General features: G+C 68.7%; 14 protein-coding genes. 10 read left to right on the top strand and 4 right to left on the bottom strand.

What is annotated here, in order from left to right:
* Positions 1-155: 155 nt before the first annotated feature.
* Genes H149_RS0109625 through H149_RS20460 form a run of 3 tightly spaced genes read right to left on the bottom strand, consistent with a single transcriptional unit; the run spans position 156 to position 3,331 of the window.
* The gene (locus H149_RS0109625) at positions 156-1,502 is read right to left on the bottom strand and encodes a sigma-54-dependent transcriptional regulator (protein WP_020649542.1); all 1,347 of its coding nucleotides are present in this window, start codon (positions 1,500-1,502) and stop codon (positions 156-158) included.
* Positions 1,499-3,106 (bottom strand): sensor histidine kinase, encoded by a 1,608-nt coding sequence (locus H149_RS20465; protein ID WP_020649541.1) that lies wholly within the window; start codon positions 3,104-3,106, stop codon positions 1,499-1,501. The genes H149_RS0109625 and H149_RS20465 overlap by 4 nt, the downstream gene beginning before the upstream one ends.
* A gap of 3 nt (positions 3,107-3,109) precedes the next feature.
* A complete protein-coding gene (locus H149_RS20460) occupies positions 3,110-3,331 on the bottom strand; it encodes a hypothetical protein (RefSeq protein WP_020649540.1) in 222 nt (73 codons plus the stop codon).
* Positions 3,332-3,499: 168 nt separating this feature from the next.
* Between H149_RS20460 and sucC the strand changes: the two genes are divergently transcribed.
* From sucC to H149_RS0109600, 3 genes are all read left to right on the top strand, one after another.
* On the top strand, positions 3,500-4,666 hold the full coding sequence (gene sucC, locus H149_RS0109610; RefSeq protein ID WP_020649539.1) for an ADP-forming succinate--CoA ligase subunit beta: 1,167 nt from the start codon (positions 3,500-3,502) through the stop codon (positions 4,664-4,666).
* Between the two features lie 3 nt (positions 4,667-4,669).
* Entirely contained in the window at positions 4,670-5,545 is an 876-nt protein-coding gene (gene sucD / locus H149_RS0109605) for a succinate--CoA ligase subunit alpha (protein WP_020649538.1), read from the top strand.
* Between the two features lie 75 nt (positions 5,546-5,620).
* Positions 5,621-7,264 (top strand): NAD+ synthase, encoded by a 1,644-nt coding sequence (locus H149_RS0109600; RefSeq protein ID WP_020649537.1) that lies wholly within the window; start codon positions 5,621-5,623, stop codon positions 7,262-7,264.
* 82 nt (positions 7,265-7,346) lie between these two features.
* On the opposite strand, the gene H149_RS20455 is transcribed toward H149_RS0109600, so the two are convergent.
* Positions 7,347-8,231 (bottom strand): outer membrane protein assembly factor BamD, encoded by an 885-nt coding sequence (locus tag H149_RS20455; protein WP_169518331.1) that lies wholly within the window; start codon positions 8,229-8,231, stop codon positions 7,347-7,349.
* 38 nt (positions 8,232-8,269) lie between these two features.
* On the opposite strand from H149_RS20455, the gene rluD reads away from it, so the two are divergent.
* The 7 genes from rluD to H149_RS0109555 all read left to right on the top strand — a co-directional run bounded on the left by rluD (position 8,270) and on the right by H149_RS0109555 (position 19,424).
* Positions 8,270-9,250: a 23S rRNA pseudouridine(1911/1915/1917) synthase RluD gene (rluD, locus tag H149_RS0109585; RefSeq protein WP_020649535.1), complete on the top strand. Its 981-nt coding sequence runs from the start codon at positions 8,270-8,272 to the stop codon at positions 9,248-9,250.
* 8 nt (positions 9,251-9,258) lie between these two features.
* Positions 9,259-10,002 (top strand): peptidoglycan editing factor PgeF, encoded by a 744-nt coding sequence (pgeF, locus tag H149_RS0109580; protein ID WP_020649534.1) that lies wholly within the window; start codon positions 9,259-9,261, stop codon positions 10,000-10,002.
* A gap of 190 nt (positions 10,003-10,192) precedes the next feature.
* On the top strand, positions 10,193-11,554 hold the full coding sequence (locus H149_RS0109575) for a DUF1329 domain-containing protein (RefSeq protein WP_026353042.1): 1,362 nt from the start codon (positions 10,193-10,195) through the stop codon (positions 11,552-11,554).
* A gap of 70 nt (positions 11,555-11,624) precedes the next feature.
* Positions 11,625-12,629, top strand: a complete 1,005-nt coding sequence (locus H149_RS0109570) for a WD40/YVTN/BNR-like repeat-containing protein (protein ID WP_026353041.1) — start codon at positions 11,625-11,627, stop codon at positions 12,627-12,629.
* 16 nt (positions 12,630-12,645) lie between these two features.
* Entirely contained in the window at positions 12,646-15,471 is a 2,826-nt protein-coding gene (locus H149_RS0109565; protein WP_020649531.1) for an efflux RND transporter permease subunit, read from the top strand.
* A 247-nt stretch (positions 15,472-15,718) separates the two neighbouring features.
* Positions 15,719-17,071 (top strand): TolC family outer membrane protein, encoded by a 1,353-nt coding sequence (locus H149_RS0109560; RefSeq protein WP_020649530.1) that lies wholly within the window; start codon positions 15,719-15,721, stop codon positions 17,069-17,071.
* Between the two features lie 16 nt (positions 17,072-17,087).
* The gene (locus H149_RS0109555) at positions 17,088-19,424 is read left to right on the top strand and encodes an HlyD family secretion protein (protein WP_020649529.1); all 2,337 of its coding nucleotides are present in this window, start codon (positions 17,088-17,090) and stop codon (positions 19,422-19,424) included.
* Positions 19,425-19,467 lie beyond the last annotated feature (43 nt).

Genomic DNA, 19,467 nt, shown 5'->3' with positions numbered 1-19,467 from the left:
GACTCCTCTTCCGCAGCTTCTTCGTCCTACGGGGTCATCTACGCCCCGTTATGGCGCGAGTGTAACAGAAGCTTCGTAAACGGCTCCGCCGTTCGTCGGGCCCGACAGTATCGCGATCCGTCGCGGCCTTCGTCCAAGAATTGCGGGCGATGTGCTTATTCGGCGTCGAGGCCGAGTTTCTTGATGCGGTAGCGCAGGGCCCGGAACGACATGCCGAGCAACTCGGCGGCGCGCGTCTTGTTGTAGCGCGTCTTCTGCAGCGCCTCGCGGATCGCCCGTTTTTCGATTTCTTCGATCTGGTCGCCGAGCGCCGCAGCGGCGGGCGCGGCGACCGCCGCGATCGGTGCCGCGTCGCGCAGTTGCAGATCGGCGGCGGAGATCCGTTCGCCGTCGGACAGGGTGGCCGCGCGTTCAAGGATGTTCTCGAGCTCGCGGACGTTGCCGGGGAACGGATAGGCCTGAAGTGCCGCGAGCGCCGAAGCGTCGAGCGCCGGCAGGCGCCGCAGGCCGAGGTCACGCGCCAGCTTGCCGAGCACGTGGTGCGCCAGCATCGGAATGTCGCTGGCGCGGGCGCGCAGCGGCGGCGTGTGAACCTCGATGACGTTGAGTCGGTAGTAAAGATCCTGGCGGAATTGTCCGGCGGCGACCAGATCGGCGAGATGCTTGTGCGTCGCCGAGATCACGCGCACGTTGACCGGCACTTCGCCTTCGCTGCCGACTGGCCGCACCGCGCGCTCCTGCAGGGCGCGCAGCAGCTTGACCTGCATATGCGCCGGCAGGTCGGCGACTTCGTCGAGAAAAAGGGTGCCGTTCTCGGCGGCCTGGAACAGCCCGGCCTTGTCGCGATGCGCGCCGGTGAAGCTGCCCTTCAGGTGGCCGAAGAATTCGCTTTCCATCAGCTCCGACGGAATCGCGCCGCAGTTGACCGGCACGAACGGGCCCGCCGCGCGCGGCCCCTTGTGGTGGATCAGCTTGGCGACCAGCTCCTTGCCGGTGCCGGATTCGCCGGCGATGTGCACCGGCGCCTGGCTGCGCGCCAGGCGCTCGATCAGCGCGCGCAGTTGGCGGATGCTTTCGTGCTCGCCGAGCAGCACCGGCGGCTCGCCGGCGCCGGCCGGCTCCGTCTCGGCGCGCAGCCGCAGCGCCGTGTCGACGAGCTTGCGCAGCACGGCGATGTCGACCGGCTTGGACACGAAGTCGAAGGCGCCGGCTTTCAGGCTGTCGACGGCGGCCTCGGCATTGCCGTACGCGGTGATGACGGCGACCGGCGTCTGCGGGTACTGGCGGTTGATCTGCGCGACCAGCTCGATGCCGCTGCCGTCCGGCAGGCGCATGTCGGTGATGCACAGCTCGAAGTGCCGCTCGGCCAGGCGGCTTCGCGCCTCGGCGAGCGTTGCCGCCGCCGTTGTCTGCAGATTCATGCGGCCCAGCGTGATCTCGACGAGTTCGCGGATATCCGGCTCGTCGTCGACGATCAGGACGGTGGCTTTGCTGGCGGTCATCGCGAGTCGGAACGCGGTTCGGGTGCGGAGAAGACGATGCGGAAGCAGGCCCCGCGGGCGCGGCGCACATAGCTGAGGCGGGCCTGATTGTATTCGCAGAGCTCGCGCGACAGATAAAGGCCCAGGCCGGTGCCGGCGTGATGCGTCGTGAAGAACGGTTCGAAGATGCGGTCGGCGAGCTCCGCCGGTATGCCCGGGCCGTCGTCGGCAACGTCGAGATAGGGCAGGCCGCTCGACGCCTCGATGCCGGCATCGAGACGGACGCGCAGGGGATCGCCGTGACGCCCGTGCGCGAAGCTGTTGTCCCACAGATTGCAAAGCACCTGCTGCAGCTGTTCGAGCGCGAACGCAACGGTCAGCGCCGGCGGAATCTCGCCGAATTCGATCGGACGCGGCTCCTGCGGGTGGCTCTCGTGATACTGCGCGGCGTAGCGACGCAGCGCGTCACGCAGGTTGAAGGCCTGCCGGCTGCTGCCGTCGCGGCGGCTGATCTCGAGCACGTTGCGCACGATCTGCTCGATGCGGCCGGCATGCCGCTGGATCATTTCCAGCAGGCGACGGTTGCCCGGATCGAGATCCGGCTGCTCGGCGAGCAGCTGGCCGGCCTGGGAGATCGCCGACAGCGGATTGCGGATCTCGTGCGCGATGTTGGCCGACAGGCGGCCGAGCGCCGCGAGTTTCATTTGCTGCGCCTGCGCCCGCAGCGCTGCGGCGTCATCGAGCATGATCAGCACCGGCGACTGTTCCGCCCAGCCGAGTCGCGTGAAGCGCGGCAGCAGCGCCCGCCCGCCGGGCGCCTCGACCGCGCTCGGCGGTTCGAGGTCGAAGCCGTAGCGCCAGTCGTCGAGCGCGACCTGCAGCGCCGGCAGCGCTTCGGTGAGCCGCGCGTCGGCACGGGCCGCGCCCGCGGTCAGGCGCAGTGCGGCGGCGTTGGCGGTACGCACGCGGCCGTCGGCGTCGACCACCAGCACGCCCGACTGCATCGCCGCGATGATGTTGTCGTTGAGCCGCGTCAGGTTGACGAACTCGCTGCCGACGCGGGCGGCAACGGCTTCGCTGCGCCGCGCGCGCTGGCCGACCATCGCCGCGGTCAGGCTCGATGCGAAGAACATCAGGCCGAGCAGGCCGGCCTGCGAGAAATCGCTGCTGTCGAAGTACAGCTGGCGCAGCTGGCGGAAGGTTTCCTCGCCGAAGATGGTCAGCGTTGCGGCGGCCGCGAGCACGGCCGCGAGTCGCGGCGCCAGCACCAGGCTGCAGCCGACCAGCGGCGGCACCAGCAGCACGCCGAGGCCGCCGCCGACACCGCCGGTGGTGTAGACGAGCAGGCCGATCGCCGCCAGATCGACGCCGAAGTGCAGCAGCGTCTGCGCGACCAGCGCGAAGCGCTTGTTCAGCGCCAGGAACTGCAGCACCAGTGCCAGTCCGGCGTAGGCCAGGCAACTGAAGCTGAACAGCTTCGGCGGTACCGATTCGAAATAATCCGGCGCGTAGCCGAGCCGGAACAGGAACAGCAGCACCGCGACCAGCAGCAGCCGGTACGGGCCGAGGATGGCCAGGATGCGCCAGTCCTCGCTGCGCCCGGCAGCGGCCTCGGTACGGATCACCGCTTATTCGCTGCAGCGACCGCAGAGTCCGGCGCGTGACAGCGAGCCGGCCGGCAGGTAGGTGCTGCAGCGGGCGCAGCGCGCCATCGGTTCGTAATGCGCGGACGGCGGCGGCGGGCGCGGTGCCGGCGGCCGCTGCTGCGTGGCGGCGCGCCGCGCCACCGACACCAGGCGCCAGACGATGTACAGGGCTGCACCGAGCAGCAGGAGGCGGAAGAGATTCATCGACGCTAAAGCCGGCAGGCGGAAGCGGCATTCTATCGCCGCCGCGTCGCGGCCGGCGGCCGCCCGGCCGGGAGCCACCGGCCGGCACGGCCAATGATTTTTGCGTCCCGCCCATGCTCTGGGCGAGAATGCCGCGCGCTACGCACGCCCCAATCGGTTAACAACGCAATGAATCTCCACGAATATCAAGCAAAAGAACTGTTTGCGCGTTACGGCATCCCGGTCCCGCAAGGTCTGCTGGCGTCCAGCCCGGAGCAGGCGCGCGCTGCAGCCAAGCAGCTCGGCACCGAGAAAGTCGTCGTCAAGGCGCAGATCCACGCCGGCGCCCGCGGCAAGGCCGGCGGCGTCAAGCTGGTCGACGGTCCGGACGCTGCCGAGGAAGCCGCCAAGGCCATGCTCGGCAAGAACCTCGCCACCATCCAGACCGACGCCAAGGGTCTGCCGGTGAACGCGGTCTACGTCGAGAAGCCGTCGAACATCGCCCGCGAGCTGTACCTGTCGGCGCTGGTCGACCGCACGCAGGAAAAGATCGTGTTCATGGCCTCGCCGGACGGCGGCATGGACATCGAAAAGGTCGCGCACGAGACGCCGGAGCGCATCAAGCACGTGTTCGTCTCGCCGACCGCCGGCCTGCAGCCGTATCAGGCGCGCGAGCTGGGCTTCTTCCTGGACCTCAACAAGGAACAGGTCGAGCAGTTCACCAAGACCCTGACCGGTCTGTACAAGATCTTCACCGAGTGCGATGCCTCACTGGTCGAGATCAACCCGCTGATCGTCACCGCCGAAGGCAACATCATGGCGCTCGACGGCAAGCTCAACTTCGACGACAACGCGCTGTTCCGCCAGAAGGAGATCGCCGCGCAGCGCGATCCTTCGCAGGAAGACGAGCGCGAGCGCCTCGCCTCGAAGTACGACCTCAACTACGTCACGCTCGAAGGCAACATCGGCTGCATGGTCAACGGCGCCGGCCTCGCCATGGCGACGATGGACATCGTCAAGCTGCACGGTGGCCAGCCGGCGAACTTCCTCGACGTCGGCGGCGGCACCACCGCCGAGAAGGTCACCGAGGCGTTCAAGCTGATCACCTCGTCGCCGGAAGTGAAGGCGATCTTCATCAACATCTTCGGCGGCATCGTGCGCTGCGACCTGATCGCCGAAGGCATCATCGCCGCGGTCAAGCAGACCGGCCTGAAGATTCCGGTCGTCGCCCGTCTGCAGGGCACCAACATGGAGAAGGGTCAGGCCCTGCTGCGCGAATCGGGTTTCGCGATCACGCCGGTTTCCGATCTCACCGAGGCGGCCCAGACCGTCGTCAAGCTCGCGCAGGGTAAGTAAGACATGTCCATCCTCATCGACAAGAACACCAAGGTCATCTGCCAGGGCTTCACCGGCAAGCAGGGCACCTTCCACTCCGAACAGGCGATCGCCTACGGCACCAAGATGGTCGGCGGCGTCTCGCCGGGCAAGGGCGGCGGCACGCATCTGAACCTGCCGGTCTTCAACACTGCGCACGACGCGGTCAGTGCCACCGGCGCCGATGCGACGATGATCTACGTGCCGGCGCCGGGCGCCGCGGACGCGATCCTCGAAGCCGCCGATGCCGGCATCAAGGTGATCATCTGCATCACCGAAGGCATCCCGGTCAACGACATGATCAAGGTCAAGGCCACGCTGCGCGCCGAGTATCCGGACGCCGTGCTGGTCGGCCCGAACTGCCCGGGCGTCATCACGCCGGGACAGTGCAAGATCGGCATCATGCCGGGTCACATCCACAAGCCGGGCAAGATCGGCGTCGTCTCGCGCTCGGGCACGCTGACCTATGAAACCGTCTACCAGACCACGCAGAACGGTCTCGGCCAGTCGACCTGCGTCGGCATCGGCGGCGATCCGGTCCGCGGCATGGGCTTCATCGACGTGATCTCGCTGTTCGAGAAGGATCCGGAGACCGAAGGCATCATCATGGTCGGCGAAATCGGCGGCTCTTCCGAGGAAGAGGCGGCGGCCTACATCAAGGGCAACGTCAAGAAGCCGGTGGTCGCCTACATCGCCGGCGTCACCGCGCCGCCGGGCAAGCGCATGGGCCATGCCGGCGCGATCATCGCCGGCGGCAAGGGCACGGCGGACGAGAAGTTCGCGGCGCTCGAAGCGGCCGGCGTCAAGACGGTGCGCTCGCCGGCCGACCTCGGCGCGGCGATGCTGTCGCTGCTCAAGTAAGCGACGCTTCATCGCAGGTGTGAGAAACGGCGGCCTCCGGGCCGCCGTTTCGTTTTCCACGCTAAAGTCACATCCATGTCGAACACACTCAAACTCGCGCTCGCGCAGCTCAACCTCTGGGTCGGCGACGTCGAAGGCAACGTCCAGAAGATCATCGACGCCGCGACGCACGCGCGCGACGTGCTCAAGGCCGATCTGGTCGCGACGCCCGAGCTGTCGCTGATCGGCTATCCGCCCGACGATCTGCTGCTGCGTTCGGCGATGCCGCGCGTGATCGCCGAAGGTGTGCAGCGCCTGCTCGACGAGGTGCGCGGCATCACCGTCATCGTCGGGCTGCCGGAGTACGCCGACGAGGCCGGCGAGCGCGTCATCTACAACGCCGCCTACGTGATCCGCGACGGCCGCGTCCTCGCCCGCACGCGCAAGCAGCTGCTGCCGAACTACGGCGTGTTCGATGAGCGTCGCCACTTCCGCGCCGGCCGCGGCGGCACGCTGGTGTTCGAGCAGAACGGCCTGCGCGTCGGGCTCTGCATCTGCGAGGATCTGTGGGGACCGAATCCGGCGGCGCTGGCCGCCAAGGCCGGCGCCCAGCTGCTGATCAATATCAACGCCTCGCCGTTCGACATCGGCAAGACCGCGGCGCGGCGCCGCGTGTTCGACTCGCGCGCCGCCGAATCGGGCCTGCCGATCGCCTACGTGAACTGCGTCGGCGGTCAGGATGAAGTGCTGTTCGACGGCGACTCGACGGCCGTCGACGGCGACGGCGGGCTGGCGTTCTCGGCGCCGCTGTTCGAGGAGGGCGTGTTCGCGCTGCGCTTCGCCGACGGTCGCTGGCAGGACGGAGTGCGGCGCGACGAACAGCCGCTCGAGGCCATCGTTTATCGCGGACTGGTGCAGTCGGTGCGCGACTACGTCAACCGCAACGGTTTTCCGGGCGCGCTGATCGGCCTGTCCGGCGGCATCGACTCGGCGCTGGTCGCGACGATCGCGGCCGACGCCCTCGGCGCCGACCGCGTCTGGGGCGTGTCGCTGCCCTCACGCTACACCGCCGGCATGTCCAACGACGACGCGCGCCTCGAGGCCGAGGCGCTCGGCATCCGCTACTCGCTGCTGCCGATCGAGCCGGCCTTCGAGGCCTTCACCGGCACGCTGGCCGAAGCCTTCGCCGGCAAGCCGGTCGACCTCACCGAGGAGAACATCCAGTCGCGCTCGCGCGGCGTGCTGCTGATGGCGCTGTCGAACAAGTTCGGCCACGTGGTGCTGACCACCGGCAACAAGAGCGAGATGGCGGTTGGCTACTCGACGCTGTACGGCGACATGTGCGGCGGCTTTGCGCCGATCAAAGACGTCTACAAGACGCTGGTCTACCGGCTCGCCGTGTATCGCAACACGCTGGCGCCGGCCGGCCGGCCGGTGATCCCGGAGCGCGTCATCACGCGTCCGCCGAGCGCCGAGCTGCGGCCGGATCAGAAAGATTCGGACTCGCTGCCGCCGTACGAGGTGCTCGACCCGCTCCTCGAACTGTATGTCGAGAACCAGCTGTCGATCCCCGAAATCGTCGCGCGCGGGTTCGACGAGGCGACCGTCAAGCGCGTCGCCGGCCTCGTGCGCCGCTCCGAGTACAAGCGCCGTCAGGCGCCGCCGGGGCCGAAGGTCACGCGCTGCGCGTTCGGTCGCGAGCGCCGTTATCCGATCACGGCCGTCTACGGCGACATCTGAACCGCCGCGGCGCCGGCCACCAACGAAAATGCCCGCCATCAGGCGGGCATTTTCGTTGGCGCTTTGAAGGCGGTCGGCGGCTTCAGGACGACGACGGCAGGTTCTGCGAAGCCGGTGCTTGCGGCGCCTCCGGCGCGGGCGCCGGAGTGGCCGGCGCCGGGCGGGCCGGCGGCAGCGCTTCGGCCGGCGCTGCCCAGTTCGGGTTCATGTACGCCTGATACAGCTTGTGAGCGTCGTCGGCCTGATCGTTGAGGCCGATGCTGCGATACGCCTTCTCAAGCGCGGCGAGCGCCTCGACGGTGATCGGCGAGCCCGGGTACTGCGCGACGATCTGCTCGGCACGCTTGGCGGCGGCGATGTACGCGCCGCGGCGCATGTAGTAGCGCACCACGGTCATTTCATGGTCGGCGATGCGATTGCGCAGGTTGATCATGCGCAGGCGCGCGTCGCCGACGTACTTGCTGCTCGGGTACTTCTGGGCCAGCAGCTGGAAGTCGTCGAACGCACGGCGCAGATTGGTGACGTCGCGCTTCGAGATGTCGGCGCCGAGCATGGCCTCGAAGCCGCGGTCGCGCTCGAAGTTGACCAGGCCCTTGAGGTACTGGATGTAGTCGGCGTTCGGGTGGCGCGGGTAGTCGCGCAGGAAGCGGTCGGCGTCGGTCAGCGCCTCGTCCGACTTGTACGAGCGGTACTCGGCGTAGACTTTCTCGAGCTGTCCCTGCACCGCGTAGTCGGTGAACGGAAAGCGGGTCGCCAGCGTCGTGTAGCGCTGGATCGCGGTGTTGTAGTCGGCCGAATCCAGCGCATCGCGCGCCGCCGCGTACAATTGGCCGGCCTGCAGACGCTGTTCGCGCTGCGACACCTCATCAGGCTTGAACGGGTTCCGCGTCGGCGCCTTGTCTGGATTGGAACTGCACGCGACAAGGCCGACGGCGGCCAGCGCCACGGCAAAATATCTGAATTTCATTGATGGCCAAACATCGAGCGATGTCCCAGGAGTATAGCTTGAGCCCCGCATCCGCGGACGAAGAAGACCTGCATCTGAGCGCCGAGGTTCCCGAGTCGCTTGACGGCAGCCGGCTCGACGTCGCCTGCGCCAAGCTGTTCGACGCCTATTCGCGGGCCCGTCTGCAGGGCTGGATCGAGGCCGGGCGCGTGCGCGTCAACGGCGTCGCCCAGCAGAAGACGCGCCATCCGGTCGCCGGCGGCGACCACCTCGAGCTCGACGCCGAGCCCGAGCAGGAGACCGGCGTCGAGCCGCAGGACATCCCGATCGAGGTCGTGCACGCCGACAAGGCGATCGCCATCATCAACAAGCCGGCCGGCCTGACCGTGCATCCGGGCGCCGGCCAGCGCGCCAGTACCCTGCAGAACGCGCTGCTGCACCATTTTCCGCAGACCGCGGCGGTGCCGCGTGCCGGCATCGTCCATCGCCTCGACAAGGACACCTCGGGCCTGCTGGTCGTGGCGCTGACGCTGAAAGCGCATCACAAGCTGGTCGACGAGCTGGCGCGGCGCGAGTTCACGCGCGAGTACGACGCCATCGTGCAGGGCGAGATGATCGCCGGCGGCACCATCGACGCGCCGATCGGCCGCCATCCGCGCGACCGCTTGAAAATGGCGGTCGTCGACGACGGCCGGCCGGCGGTCACGCACTACCGGGTGCACGAGCGTTTCGCGCAGCACACGCACGTGCGCGTGCGCCTCGAAACCGGGCGCACGCACCAGATCCGTGTGCACATGGCCCATATCCGCAAACCGATCGTCGGCGACTTCCTCTACGGCGGGCCGATGCGCGGCGCGGGCCTGCCGCCGCTGCTGCGCGACACGCTCAAGGCTTTCCCGCGCCAGGCGCTGCATGCGCGCGAGCTCGAAGTCACGCATCCGAGCAGCGGCAAGCGCATCGGCGCGGTCGCCGAGCCGCCGGCCGACATGCAGGACCTGCTGGCGCTGCTGCGCGCGCATGCACGCGGCGAGCTGAAGTAGCCGCCGCCGTGCCGGCGCCGCTCGACTTCGTCCACGCCGACTGGCCGGCGCCGCCCGGCGTGCACGCGCTGCAGACGACGCGCGCCGGCGGTGATTCCGGCGGTCCCTGCGCGGCGCTCAATCTCGGCAGCAACACCGGCGACGATCCCGAGCGGGTCGCCGCCAATCGCGCGCGGCTGCGCGCGGCGCTGGACCTGCCGGCCGAGCCGGCCTGGCTGCGGCAGGTGCATGGCACGACCGTGGTCGACGCGGCGGCGCTCGACGGCACCGCGCCGGAGGCCGACGCCAGCGCCACGACGCGGGCCGGCGTGATCTGCGCGATTCTGACCGCCGATTGCCTGCCGGTGCTGTTCTGCGCCGACGACGGCTCGTGGATCGGCGCCGCGCACGCCGGCTGGCGCGGTCTCGCCGGCGGCGTGCTCGAGGCGACCGTCGCCTGCGCGCCGTGTCCGCCGTCGCGGCTGCTGGCCTGGCTCGGCGCTGCGATCGGCCCGGCGCATTTCGAGGTCGGTCCGGAAGTGCGGGCGGCGTTCGTCGAGCGCCAGGCGCAGGCCGACGTGGCGTTCCGGCGCCGATCGGGCGATCGCTGGATGGCCGATCTCTACCAGCTGGCGCGCCTGCGGCTGGCGGCGCTCGGCCTGACGCGCGTGCACGGCGGCGGCCTCTGCACCTACGCCGATGCCGCGCGCTTCTATTCGTTCCGCCGCGCGCCGCAGACCGGCCGCATGGCGACGCTGATCTGGCGCGACTGAAGGCGGGTAGCGTTCGGCCGGCTGCGCTGGGCTTCGGCGCGCGCGATGCCGACGCTTTGCCGGTCTGACGGCCGTCCGCTGCGCTCGGGCTATGGCTGCTGCCCCGATGCCGCCCTACACTCGGCAGATGGTCCGAATCCGAGAAGTGGACCGGGGCGTGACAAAAGCAAGAAGAACGGCTCCGCTAACAGTGAGGTTCTGCGTCGCTGCCGTGCTCGGCGGCATGCTGTCGGCCGCCTGGGCCTATGTCACGCCGGAGGACGCCGCCGTGCTCGGCGCGCGCCTGAGTCCGCTCGGCGCCGAAGTCGCCGGCAATGCCAGCGGCACGATCCCGGCATGGAGCGGCGGCCTGACGGCGCCGCCGCCGTGCTTCGAGACGTCGCGCGGGCGCTACTGCGACCCCTATCCGGATGATCGCCCGCTGTACGTGGTCACCGCCGAGAACCTGGCGCAGTACGAGGATCTGCTGACGCCCGGGCAGCGCGCGCTGTTCGCGGCGTTCCCGGACAGCTATCGCATGCGCGTGTTTGCGACGCGGCGCAGCTTCGCCAATCCGCCGCCGGTCTACGCCGCCGCGCTCGCCAACGCGACGCGCGCGGTGCTGGTCGACGGCACGCTCGACAAGGCGGCGACGGCGGTGCCGTTCCCGCTGCCGGCGAACGGCGTCGAGGCGATGTGGAATCACCGCCTGCGCTGGCGGCCGCTGGTCACCGAGCGCGTGTCGGCGCAGTTCGCGGTCGCCGCCAGCGGCGACTTCTCGCAGGTGCAACTGCGCGAGCAGCTGCGTTTCGATTACGGCGAGGAGGGTTACGAGCTGAGCGCCGCGCGCGGCGTGCTGTCGCAGCGCCTGCAATGGCTCGAGGCGCCGGAACGGCTGGCCGGCGCCGGTCTGCTGATCGAGGATGTCGCCCGCGCCGCCGATTTCGGCCGTCACCTGTGGCAGTTCGGCACCGGCGCCGAGCATACGCAGCGCGTGCCGAACCTCGGCTACGACACCTCCGGCATCGGCACCGACGATCTGCGCACCAACGACCAGATCGATGCCTATTCCGGACCGCTCGACCGCTACGACTTCAAGCTGATCGGCAAGCAGGAGCTGCTGGTGCCGGCCAACAGCTATGCGCTGCACAGCGATGCCGTGCCGTACCGCGAGCTGGTCGGCCGCCATCATCTGAACCCGGATCTGGCGCGCTACGAGCGGCGCCGCGTGTGGGTGGTCGATGCCACGGTCAAGCGCGGCAGCAGCCACCTCTATCGCCACCGCCGCTTCTATCTCGACGAGGACGGCTGGCAGATCCGCGTGGTCGACAACTACGACAACCGCGACGCGCTGTGGCGGGTGCAGGAGACGCACAGCGTGATGGCCTACGACCGGCTGTACGAGCTGCCGGTCGCGGAGACGGTGTACGATCTTCCGGGCGGCCGCTATCTTGTCCAGTCGCTCAACAACGAAGGCCCGGAGATCGCGTACCCCGCGATCGAAGCCGGCGACTTCGGGCCGTCCGCTCTCGCGCGGCGCGGCAGAAAACTGAGCCGTGATGCGCAGCGCTGAGCGCCGCAACGGACAGTCTCAAGAATCGTAAGAATCGGGCGGCGCCAGCCGCGTGCGTTTTGGGGGTTTCATGGACGTGAAGAGAGCTTGGAGATTCGCCGCTGCGGCCGCGCTCGGCGTGCTGGCCGGCAGCGCCTCATGGGCGCAGGACGAAGCGGCGGGCGAGTCGTCGCCGCAGCCGGCCGCGGTCAAGCCGATGCCGGCCGAGATCATGCCGCGCACGCCGCAGTCGCTGCTGCTCGACATCAAGAACACCGGCGCGCACCTGATCGCCGTCGGTGACCGCGGCGCGATCCTCGTTTCCAACAACGGCAAGGACTGGGCGCAGGTCGAGGTGCCGGTGCGCGCGGCGCTGACCACGGTCGCGTTCGCCGACCCGCAGCACGGCTGGGCCGCCGGCCACGACGCGGCGATCCTGCACACCGAGGACGGCGGGCGCACCTGGAAGCTGCAGAACTTCCAGCCCGAGATCGAAAAGCCGGTGCTGAGCCTGCTCGCGCTCGACACCCAGCGCGCTCTGGCGGTCGGCGCCTACGGCCTGATGCTGGAGACCACGGACGCCGGCTCGACCTGGAACGAGGTCGACACGCTCGGCTTCAACGAAGACGAGCTGCATCTGAACGCGATCGCCAAGCTCAACAACGGCGATTTGTTCATCGCCGGCGAGCAGGGCCTGATGGCGATCTCGACCGACGCCGGCGCCAGCTGGCAGAAGCAGGCCTCGCCGTACGACGGCTCGTACTTCGGCGTGCTGCCGCACGGCGAAAAGGGCGCCCTCGTGTTCGGCCTGCGCGGCAACGTCTATCTCAGCGACGACGCGCGCTCGGGCAAGTGGACGCAGGTGCAGGCCGGCACCGTCGCATCGATGTTCGGCGGCGCCGCGGTGCCGGGCGACGGCGAGGTGCTGGTCGGGCTCAACGGCGTGATCGTGACGGTCGCGGCGGACGGCAAGGTCGAGACGCTGCAGTCACCGGCCGGCACGCCGCTGTCCGGCGTGCTGCCGTACGGCGACGTTCTGCTCGCCGTCGGCGAATCCGGCGTGCAGTCGATTCCGCTGTCCCGTCCGCTGAAGTAACCGGGTCCCGATATCCATGAGCGACAACCACGAACTGACCCGCACGCAGCGCATCCTGCGCGCGATCGAACCGCTGATCTACGCCAGGCGCGGCCTGACGATGGCGATCCTCGTCATCGCCACCGTGTTCCTGTTCTTGCAGATGATGCAGATCAAGCGCGACGCCGGCTTCGACAAATCGATTCCGCTCGAGCATCCGTACATGCAGGTGCTCAAGCAGTACATGGCCGAGTTCGGCGGCGCCAACACGGTGCTGATCGCGCTGGTCCAGAAGCCGGACAAGGGCGACATCTACAACGAGAAGTTCCTGAGCTCGCTGAAGACGGCGACCGACGAGATCTTCTTCCTGCCGGGCGTCGACCGCTCGCGCGTGTCGTCGATCTTCACGCCGGACGTGCGCTACATCGAGGTCGTCGAGGGCGGCTTCGCCGGCGGCAACGTGATCCCCGCCGACTACCAGCCGACCCAGCAGTATTTCGACATCGTCCGCGCCAACGTCGGCAAGGGCGGCCACGTCGGCCGCTACGTCGCCAAGGACCAGAACGGCGCGATGATCTACTCCGAGCTGCTCGAAGTCGATCCGGTCAGCGGCGAGAAACTCGACTACGAGAAGGTGGCGCAGGGCCTGGAGGAGAAGCTGCGCGGCCGCTTCGTCAATCCGAAGAAGATTCTTTACAAGCTGAAGGGCGACAAGGGCCCGCTGAAGGCGGGGACCCAGGTCGGCGAGGGCTTCGTCGACTACGGCTGGAAGCTGGCGCTGCAGAACTTCGCGGTCGCCGATCCGCGCGATCCGAACGCCGAGCCGATCACCGTGCACGGCTACGAGGTGACGACGGAGACCGTCGACAACCCGCAGTACAACCCCGATGTCGACGTCCACATCGTCGGCTTTGCCAAGGTCGTCGGCGACGTCATCGACGCCACCATGCAGGTCGTGCTGTTCTTCCTGCTGACGCTGGTGATGACGCTGATCCTGCTGTGGCTGTACGTCGGCAGCTTCAAGCTGGCGATCCTGCCGCTGATCTGCTCGGTCACGGCCGTGATCTGGGAGTTCGGCCTGCTGCGCCTGATGGGCAAGGGCCTCGATCCGTTCGCGATCCTGGTGCCGTTCCTGATTCTCGCGGTGTCGGTCAGCCACGGCGTGCAGTACGTCAACGCCTGGGTCGGCGAGATCACGATGAATCGCCGCAACAGCTTCGACGCCTCGCTCGAAACCTGGCGGCGTCTGGCGATCTACGGAACGATGGCGATCATGACCGACGTCGTCGGCTTCGCGCTGATCGGCCTGATTCCGATCGACATCATCCGCGAGATGGCGCTGAACGCGACGCTCGGCATGGCCGCGATCATCATCACCAACAAGGTGATGATGCCGATCATGCTGACCTGGGTCGACATCGGCGATCCGGTCGCTTTCCAGCAGAAGCAGGATTCGCGCGATAGCGTGTTCGATCCGCTGTGGAAGCTGATCTCGAACATGGTGCGTCCGGCTCCGGCGGTCATCGCCATCGTCATCGGCGCGGGCCTGTTCGGCTGGAGCTTGTGGAAGGGCGAGGAACTGCAGGTCGGCGACAGCCAGGCCGGCGTGCCGGAGCTGCTGCCGGACTCGCGCTTCAACCAGGACATGGCGGCGATCAACGCCAACTTCACGATCGGCACCGATATCTTCAAGGTCGTCGCCGAGATGGACCCCGAGTCCTGCGTGCGCTACGACATGATGGAGCAGATCGACCGCTTCGATCAGCACATGGAGAACACGGTCGGCGTGCAGAGCATCCTGTCGCTGCCGTGGGCGGCCAAGCAGGTCAACTCGGCGTTCTCGGAAGCGGCGCCGAAGTTCCGCGTGCTGCCGCGCAACCAGTACGCGATCGTGCAGGCGATCACGCCGATCCCGACCTCGTCCGGCCTGCTCAGCCCGGATTGCTCGGCGCTCGCCGTGTTCGTGTTCACCAAGGACCACACCGCGGCGACGCTCGAGCGCATCGTCGACAAGACCAAGGCGTTCAACACGAGCAACGCCGCCGAGTTCTTCGAGACGCACAAGGACGTCGACGCCAAGTACTGCGATGCCAAGCTCGAGGCGCGCCGCGAGGTCGGCGTCGCCCGCGTGAAGATGGAGAAGCACGTCGAGAAGCTGAAAAAGAGCGGCAAGAAGCTCAGCGACGAGGACATCGCCAGCAACGCCACGGTCAAGGACCTGACCGACAAGTTCACCGCAGCCAAGGACAAGCTCAAGAGCATGGACAAGGCCTGCCCGGTGAACTTCGCGCTGGCGACCGGCAACGTCGGCGTGATGGCGGCGACCAACGAGGAAGTGCACCGCCTCGAGAAGCCGATCCTCTACATCGTCTACATCGGCATCATCATCTGCGTGTTCCTGTCGTTCTTCGAATGGCAGTCGATCGTCTCGATCATGCTGCCGCTGGCGCTGGTCTCGTTCATGGCCTACGCGGTGATGGCGATCCTCGGCATCGGCATGAAGGTGGCGACGCTGCCGGTGGTCGCACTCGCCGCCGGCATCGGCGTCGACTACGGCATCTACGTCTACGCGACGCTCGCCGACGCCACCGCCGGCGGCTACAAGCTGCGCGAGGCCTACTTCAAGACGCTGAAGATGACCGGCAAGGCGGTGGTGTTCACCGGCATCACGCTCGGCATCGGCGTCGCGACCTGGCTGTGGTCGGGCCTGCAGTTCCAGCGCGACATGGGCAAGCTGCTGGTGTTCATGTTCACCGCGAACATGTTCGGCGCGATCCTGCTGCTGCCGGCGATCGCCTCGTTCCTGCTCAAGCCGCGCGAACTCGCGCCCGGCGAGGAGCCGGTCTTCAAGCCGCGCCACTGAGGCCGGTTTCGTTGCGCCTGCGTTCGATGGCCCACCTCGCGTGGGCCATTTTTTTGGCGCGGCGATTTCTTACCGACAAAGTTCATCGTCTGCGGCCATAATGCCAAGCGCGCGCCTGCGGGCACGGCGCGCCCACGTAGAAGCGACGGGCTGCCGGGTCGGGCGGCTGCTAACGAGGAATCTGGGGATGCTGTTTCGCACGAGACTGTACCGGTCATGCGGCCGGGCATGGGCATTGTTGTGCGTCGTGGCGGCCGCGCAGGCGGCAGCCCAGGACGCTGCATCGCCACCGCCGTCCGGGCCTGCCGATCTGCTGTCGATCTGCGGCGACGCCTTGCAGCTCAATCCCGCGTACGAGGCGGCGCGCGCGCAGTTCTTCGCGGCCCGGCAGCTGCTGCCGCTGGCGCGCGGCAAGCTGCTGCCGCAACTCGAAGCCGGCGCGCAGTTCGCGTGGACGCACGACGATACCGACGTCACCTATTACGACATCTACCACGTGTCGGTGAACGACACGTACACCCGCACCGTCTACGGTGCGCAGCTGACCCAGGCGCTGTACCGGCCCGACCTGTTTCTCGGCCTGTCGAAGGCCCAGATGCAGCAGAAGCAGGCGACCTTCGGGCTCGATGCCGCGCAGGACGGCCTGCTGATCGAGGTCGCGTCGGCCTATTTCGCGGTGCTGGCGGCGCGCGACGCGCTGGTCTTCGCCAAGGCCGAGACCAAGACCCTGGCCGAGCAGCTCGACTACATCAGCTCGCGCGCCGACGCCGGCCTGGCGACGCAGGCCAACGTCAAGGAAGCGCAGGCCGCGCACGAGCTGGCGATCGCCGACCAGACCGCGGCCGAGAACACGCTGGCCGCGGCGCGCATGTCGCTCGAGGCGCTGACCGGCAAGAGCTACAGCGAGCTCAAGGTGCTGCCGCCGAACACGCCGCTGGCGCCGCCGCAGCCGCTCGACGAGTCGGTCTGGGTGCAGCGCGCGCAGAGCGAGAACCCGCAGGTGCTCGCCAGCCGCGCGGCGCTGGAGATCGCCAAGATCGAGCGCCGCGTCGCCCAGGTCGGCCGCTATCCGAAGGTCGACATCGTCGGCACCGCCTATTCGCTCGACAACGGCGGCGGCATCACCGGCGACCGCAATCAGGACGACGCCCAGATCGGCATCAAGCTCGGCATGCCGCTGTTCACCGGCGGCCAGCTGACGGCGGCGATCCGCGGCGCCGAGGAGCTGCAGAAGAAGGCCGAGGCCGAAGAGCGCAACGCCGTCGCCAAGGCGGTGCGCGATACCCGCATCGCCTATCTCAACAGCTCCGCCGGCCTGCAGCGCGTGCTGGCGCTGCGGCGCGCGGTCGAGGCGGCGATCGAGGCCGAGGCTTCGGCGCGCGCCGGCTACGACGCCGGCACGCTGACCAATGCCGACGTGCTCGACGCGATCGACCGCCGCTACCAGGCCGAGGCCAACTACGCCAACGCCCGCTACCTGTTCCTCGTCAATTCGCTGAAGCTGAAGCAGTCGGCCGGCAACCTGCTGACGGCGGACCTGGCGCAGATCAACCGCCTGCTGCAGTCGCCCGCCACGGCGCCGGCGCCTACGCAGCACTGACGGCCGGACCCGCACGATGCATCGCTACCGCCGGTTCGCCGCGGCGTCGGTCGCAGATCTCGGTGCCCAGGTCGAGCTGTCGGGCGGCGAGGGCCTGCCGCGCCTGCGCCTGAGCGCCGACGACTACCGGCTCGCGCAGCTGTTCGACGGCGCGCGCGGACCGGACGAGCGCCTGGCCGCGGCGCGTGCGCTCGGCATCGACACCCGCGCGGCGCTGCTCGAAGGCCTGGCCGACCGCCTCGCGCGCGCCCAGCTCCTGCAGCGCGGCACGCACGAGCCGCTGCCGGTGCCGGCGCAGTCGGTCGAGGAAGCACGCGAACTGGGCTGGCTCGACGGTCACGTCGGCCGTGCCGGCCGCACGCACGAGCCGCTGGCGCTGCCGCCGTCGTCGATGCCGGGCTCGCGCCTCAGTCCGGGCCTGCTCGGTGGCCTTGCCGGCCTGGTCGGCCAGCGCGGCCGTGCCAATCACATCGACCTGCCGCTGTCGCCCGGCGGTCTGGTCGCGCTGGGCCGCCCGTTCGCCGCGCCGCTGGCCTCGCGCGCCGGGCTCTACACGCTGTTGTTCCTGGTCGTGACGCTGGCGGTCGCGTTCTACCAGCGCCGCTTCGATGCGGCGCGCCACGTCGCCATGCTCGCGCATCTGTGGCCGTTCCTCGGTGCCGCGGTGCTGTCGGCCTATCTCGTCAATCTGGTGTCGATGGCGGCACGCGCGGCGGCGGTCGCGCGCTACACGCCGAGCCGGCCGCGCGTCGGCCTGCGCATCACCTCGCTGTACCTGCCGGCGCTGTTCGTCGACACCGCCGGCCCGGCCGAACACGCCGGCCGCGCGACGCGTCTGCGCATCGTCGGCAGCCCGCTGGTCGCCACCTTCGGCCTGTTCGTGCTGGCCACGCTGCTGTGGTTCCTGACGCACCTGACGCAGCCGCGGCTCGCCGCGTTCTGCGTCGCGACGATGGCGGCCTGCGTGGTGTCGACGCTGATCCGCATCAATCCCATCGCGCGCCGCGACGGCTACTTCCTGCTGCTCAACGCCTTCGGTGTTTCCGATCTGCGCGAAACGGCGGCGCTGGTGTTCTTCGGCTTCGGCCGGCGGCCGTGGCAGGTCGCCCGGCGCGAGGTGCCGGCCTCGGTGCTGCGCCTCTACGCCTGGCTGGTCGGCGCGTTCTGGCTGCTGGTCGCGGTGATGATCTTCAATTACTCCGGGCGCTGGCTGGTCGAGCATCTGCGCGGGGTGGGTTTCCTGTTGGTGGCAGCGGTTTTGGGGGTGTACATGGTCAAGCAGATGGGCAAGACGGACTCGGCGCGCAGCAGCCTCGGCTGGACGTTCTCGTGGTGGCCGTTCTCGGAGAAGACGACCTGGATCGCGGTGACCGTGCTGCTGATCGGTCTGATTCCGTATCCGTACGAGCCGAGCGGCGACATGCTCGTGCTGCCGCGCGCGCAGGCCGACGTTCGCGCGCTGGTCGCCGGCGACATTCGCGAGGTACTCGTCAAGGAAGGCGACACGGTCGAGACCGGGCAGGTCATCGTGCGCCTCGCCGATGACGTCTACACCGCCAAGGTCGCCGCCAGCGAAGCGCAGCTCGCGTCGCTGAAGTCGGATCTGGCGCTGGCGCAGAAGGGCGGCAAGCCGGAGGAGGTCGAGGTCGCCCGGCAGGCGGTCGCGACGGCGCGCACCAAGGCCGAGTTCTCGCGCATCAACGCGCAGCGCCTCGCCCAGGCCTACCAGCGCAAGGCGGTGACCTCGCAGGAATACGACCGCGCCCGCGGCCAGGCCGAAGTCGACGCGCAGCTGCTGCGCGAGGCCGAGCAGCAGCTGGCGCTGGTCTCCAGCCCGGCGGCGAGCGATCGCCTCGACTCGATCCGCGCCGATCTGCAGCGCGTCGAGGCCGAGCTCAAGTTCAACCGCCAGCAGCTCGGCTACACCGAAGTGAAGGCGCCGATCGCCGGTCGCATCGTGTCCGGCACGCTGCAGTTCGCGCACGGCAACTACCTGAACGTCGGCGAGCGCGTCGCCATCATCGAGGATGCCGGCACCAAGCGCGCCGAGATCAAGATGCCGGAGTCGTCGATCGGCGCCGCCAAGGTCGGCAACGCCGCCTGGGCCAAGTCCTGGGCGTATCCGTGGCATAGCTTCGCCGGCACCGTCTCGGCGATCGCGCCGGCCGCCGAGGACAGCCCGTACGGCAAGGTCGTGCGCGTCGAGATGGAAGTCGACGATCCGCAGGATCTGCTGAAGTCCGGCATGACCGGCAGCGCCAAGGTCGACGGCGGCTGGAGCTTGGCCGGCGTGGTCTTCACGCGCGCGCTGGTCCGTTTCGTGTTCGTCGAGGTCTGGTCCTGGCTGCCGTGAGCATGACGCTCGCGCCGCGCCGCCTGTGCCTGACGCCCGCGTG

The sequence above is a fragment of the Solimonas variicoloris DSM 15731 genome, from assembly GCF_000382285.1.
Classification (GTDB): Bacteria; Pseudomonadota; Gammaproteobacteria; order Nevskiales; family Nevskiaceae; genus Solimonas; species Solimonas variicoloris.
Note: the sequence above shows the minus strand (reverse complement) of the source record. Positions and strands in the feature narration are given on the sequence as shown.

What these genes read in the sequence shown, in the direction of transcription:
- H149_RS0109570 (WP_026353041.1), top strand. Translation starts at nt 11,625, where the DNA reads ATGGACGTGAAGAGAGCTTGGAGATTCGCCGCTGCGGCCGCGCTCGGC.
- H149_RS0109625 (WP_020649542.1), bottom strand. Translation starts at nt 1,502, where the DNA reads ATGACCGCCAGCAAAGCCACCGTCCTGATCGTCGACGACGAGCCGGAT.
- H149_RS20455 (WP_169518331.1), bottom strand. Translation starts at nt 8,231, where the DNA reads ATGAAATTCAGATATTTTGCCGTGGCGCTGGCCGCCGTCGGCCTTGTC.
- H149_RS0109555 (WP_020649529.1), top strand. Translation starts at nt 17,088, where the DNA reads ATGCATCGCTACCGCCGGTTCGCCGCGGCGTCGGTCGCAGATCTCGGT.
- H149_RS20460 (WP_020649540.1), bottom strand. Translation starts at nt 3,331, where the DNA reads ATGAATCTCTTCCGCCTCCTGCTGCTCGGTGCAGCCCTGTACATCGTC.
- H149_RS0109600 (WP_020649537.1), top strand. Translation starts at nt 5,621, where the DNA reads ATGTCGAACACACTCAAACTCGCGCTCGCGCAGCTCAACCTCTGGGTC.
- sucD (WP_020649538.1), top strand. Translation starts at nt 4,670, where the DNA reads ATGTCCATCCTCATCGACAAGAACACCAAGGTCATCTGCCAGGGCTTC.
- sucC (WP_020649539.1), top strand. Translation starts at nt 3,500, where the DNA reads ATGAATCTCCACGAATATCAAGCAAAAGAACTGTTTGCGCGTTACGGC.
- H149_RS0109565 (WP_020649531.1), top strand. Translation starts at nt 12,646, where the DNA reads ATGAGCGACAACCACGAACTGACCCGCACGCAGCGCATCCTGCGCGCG.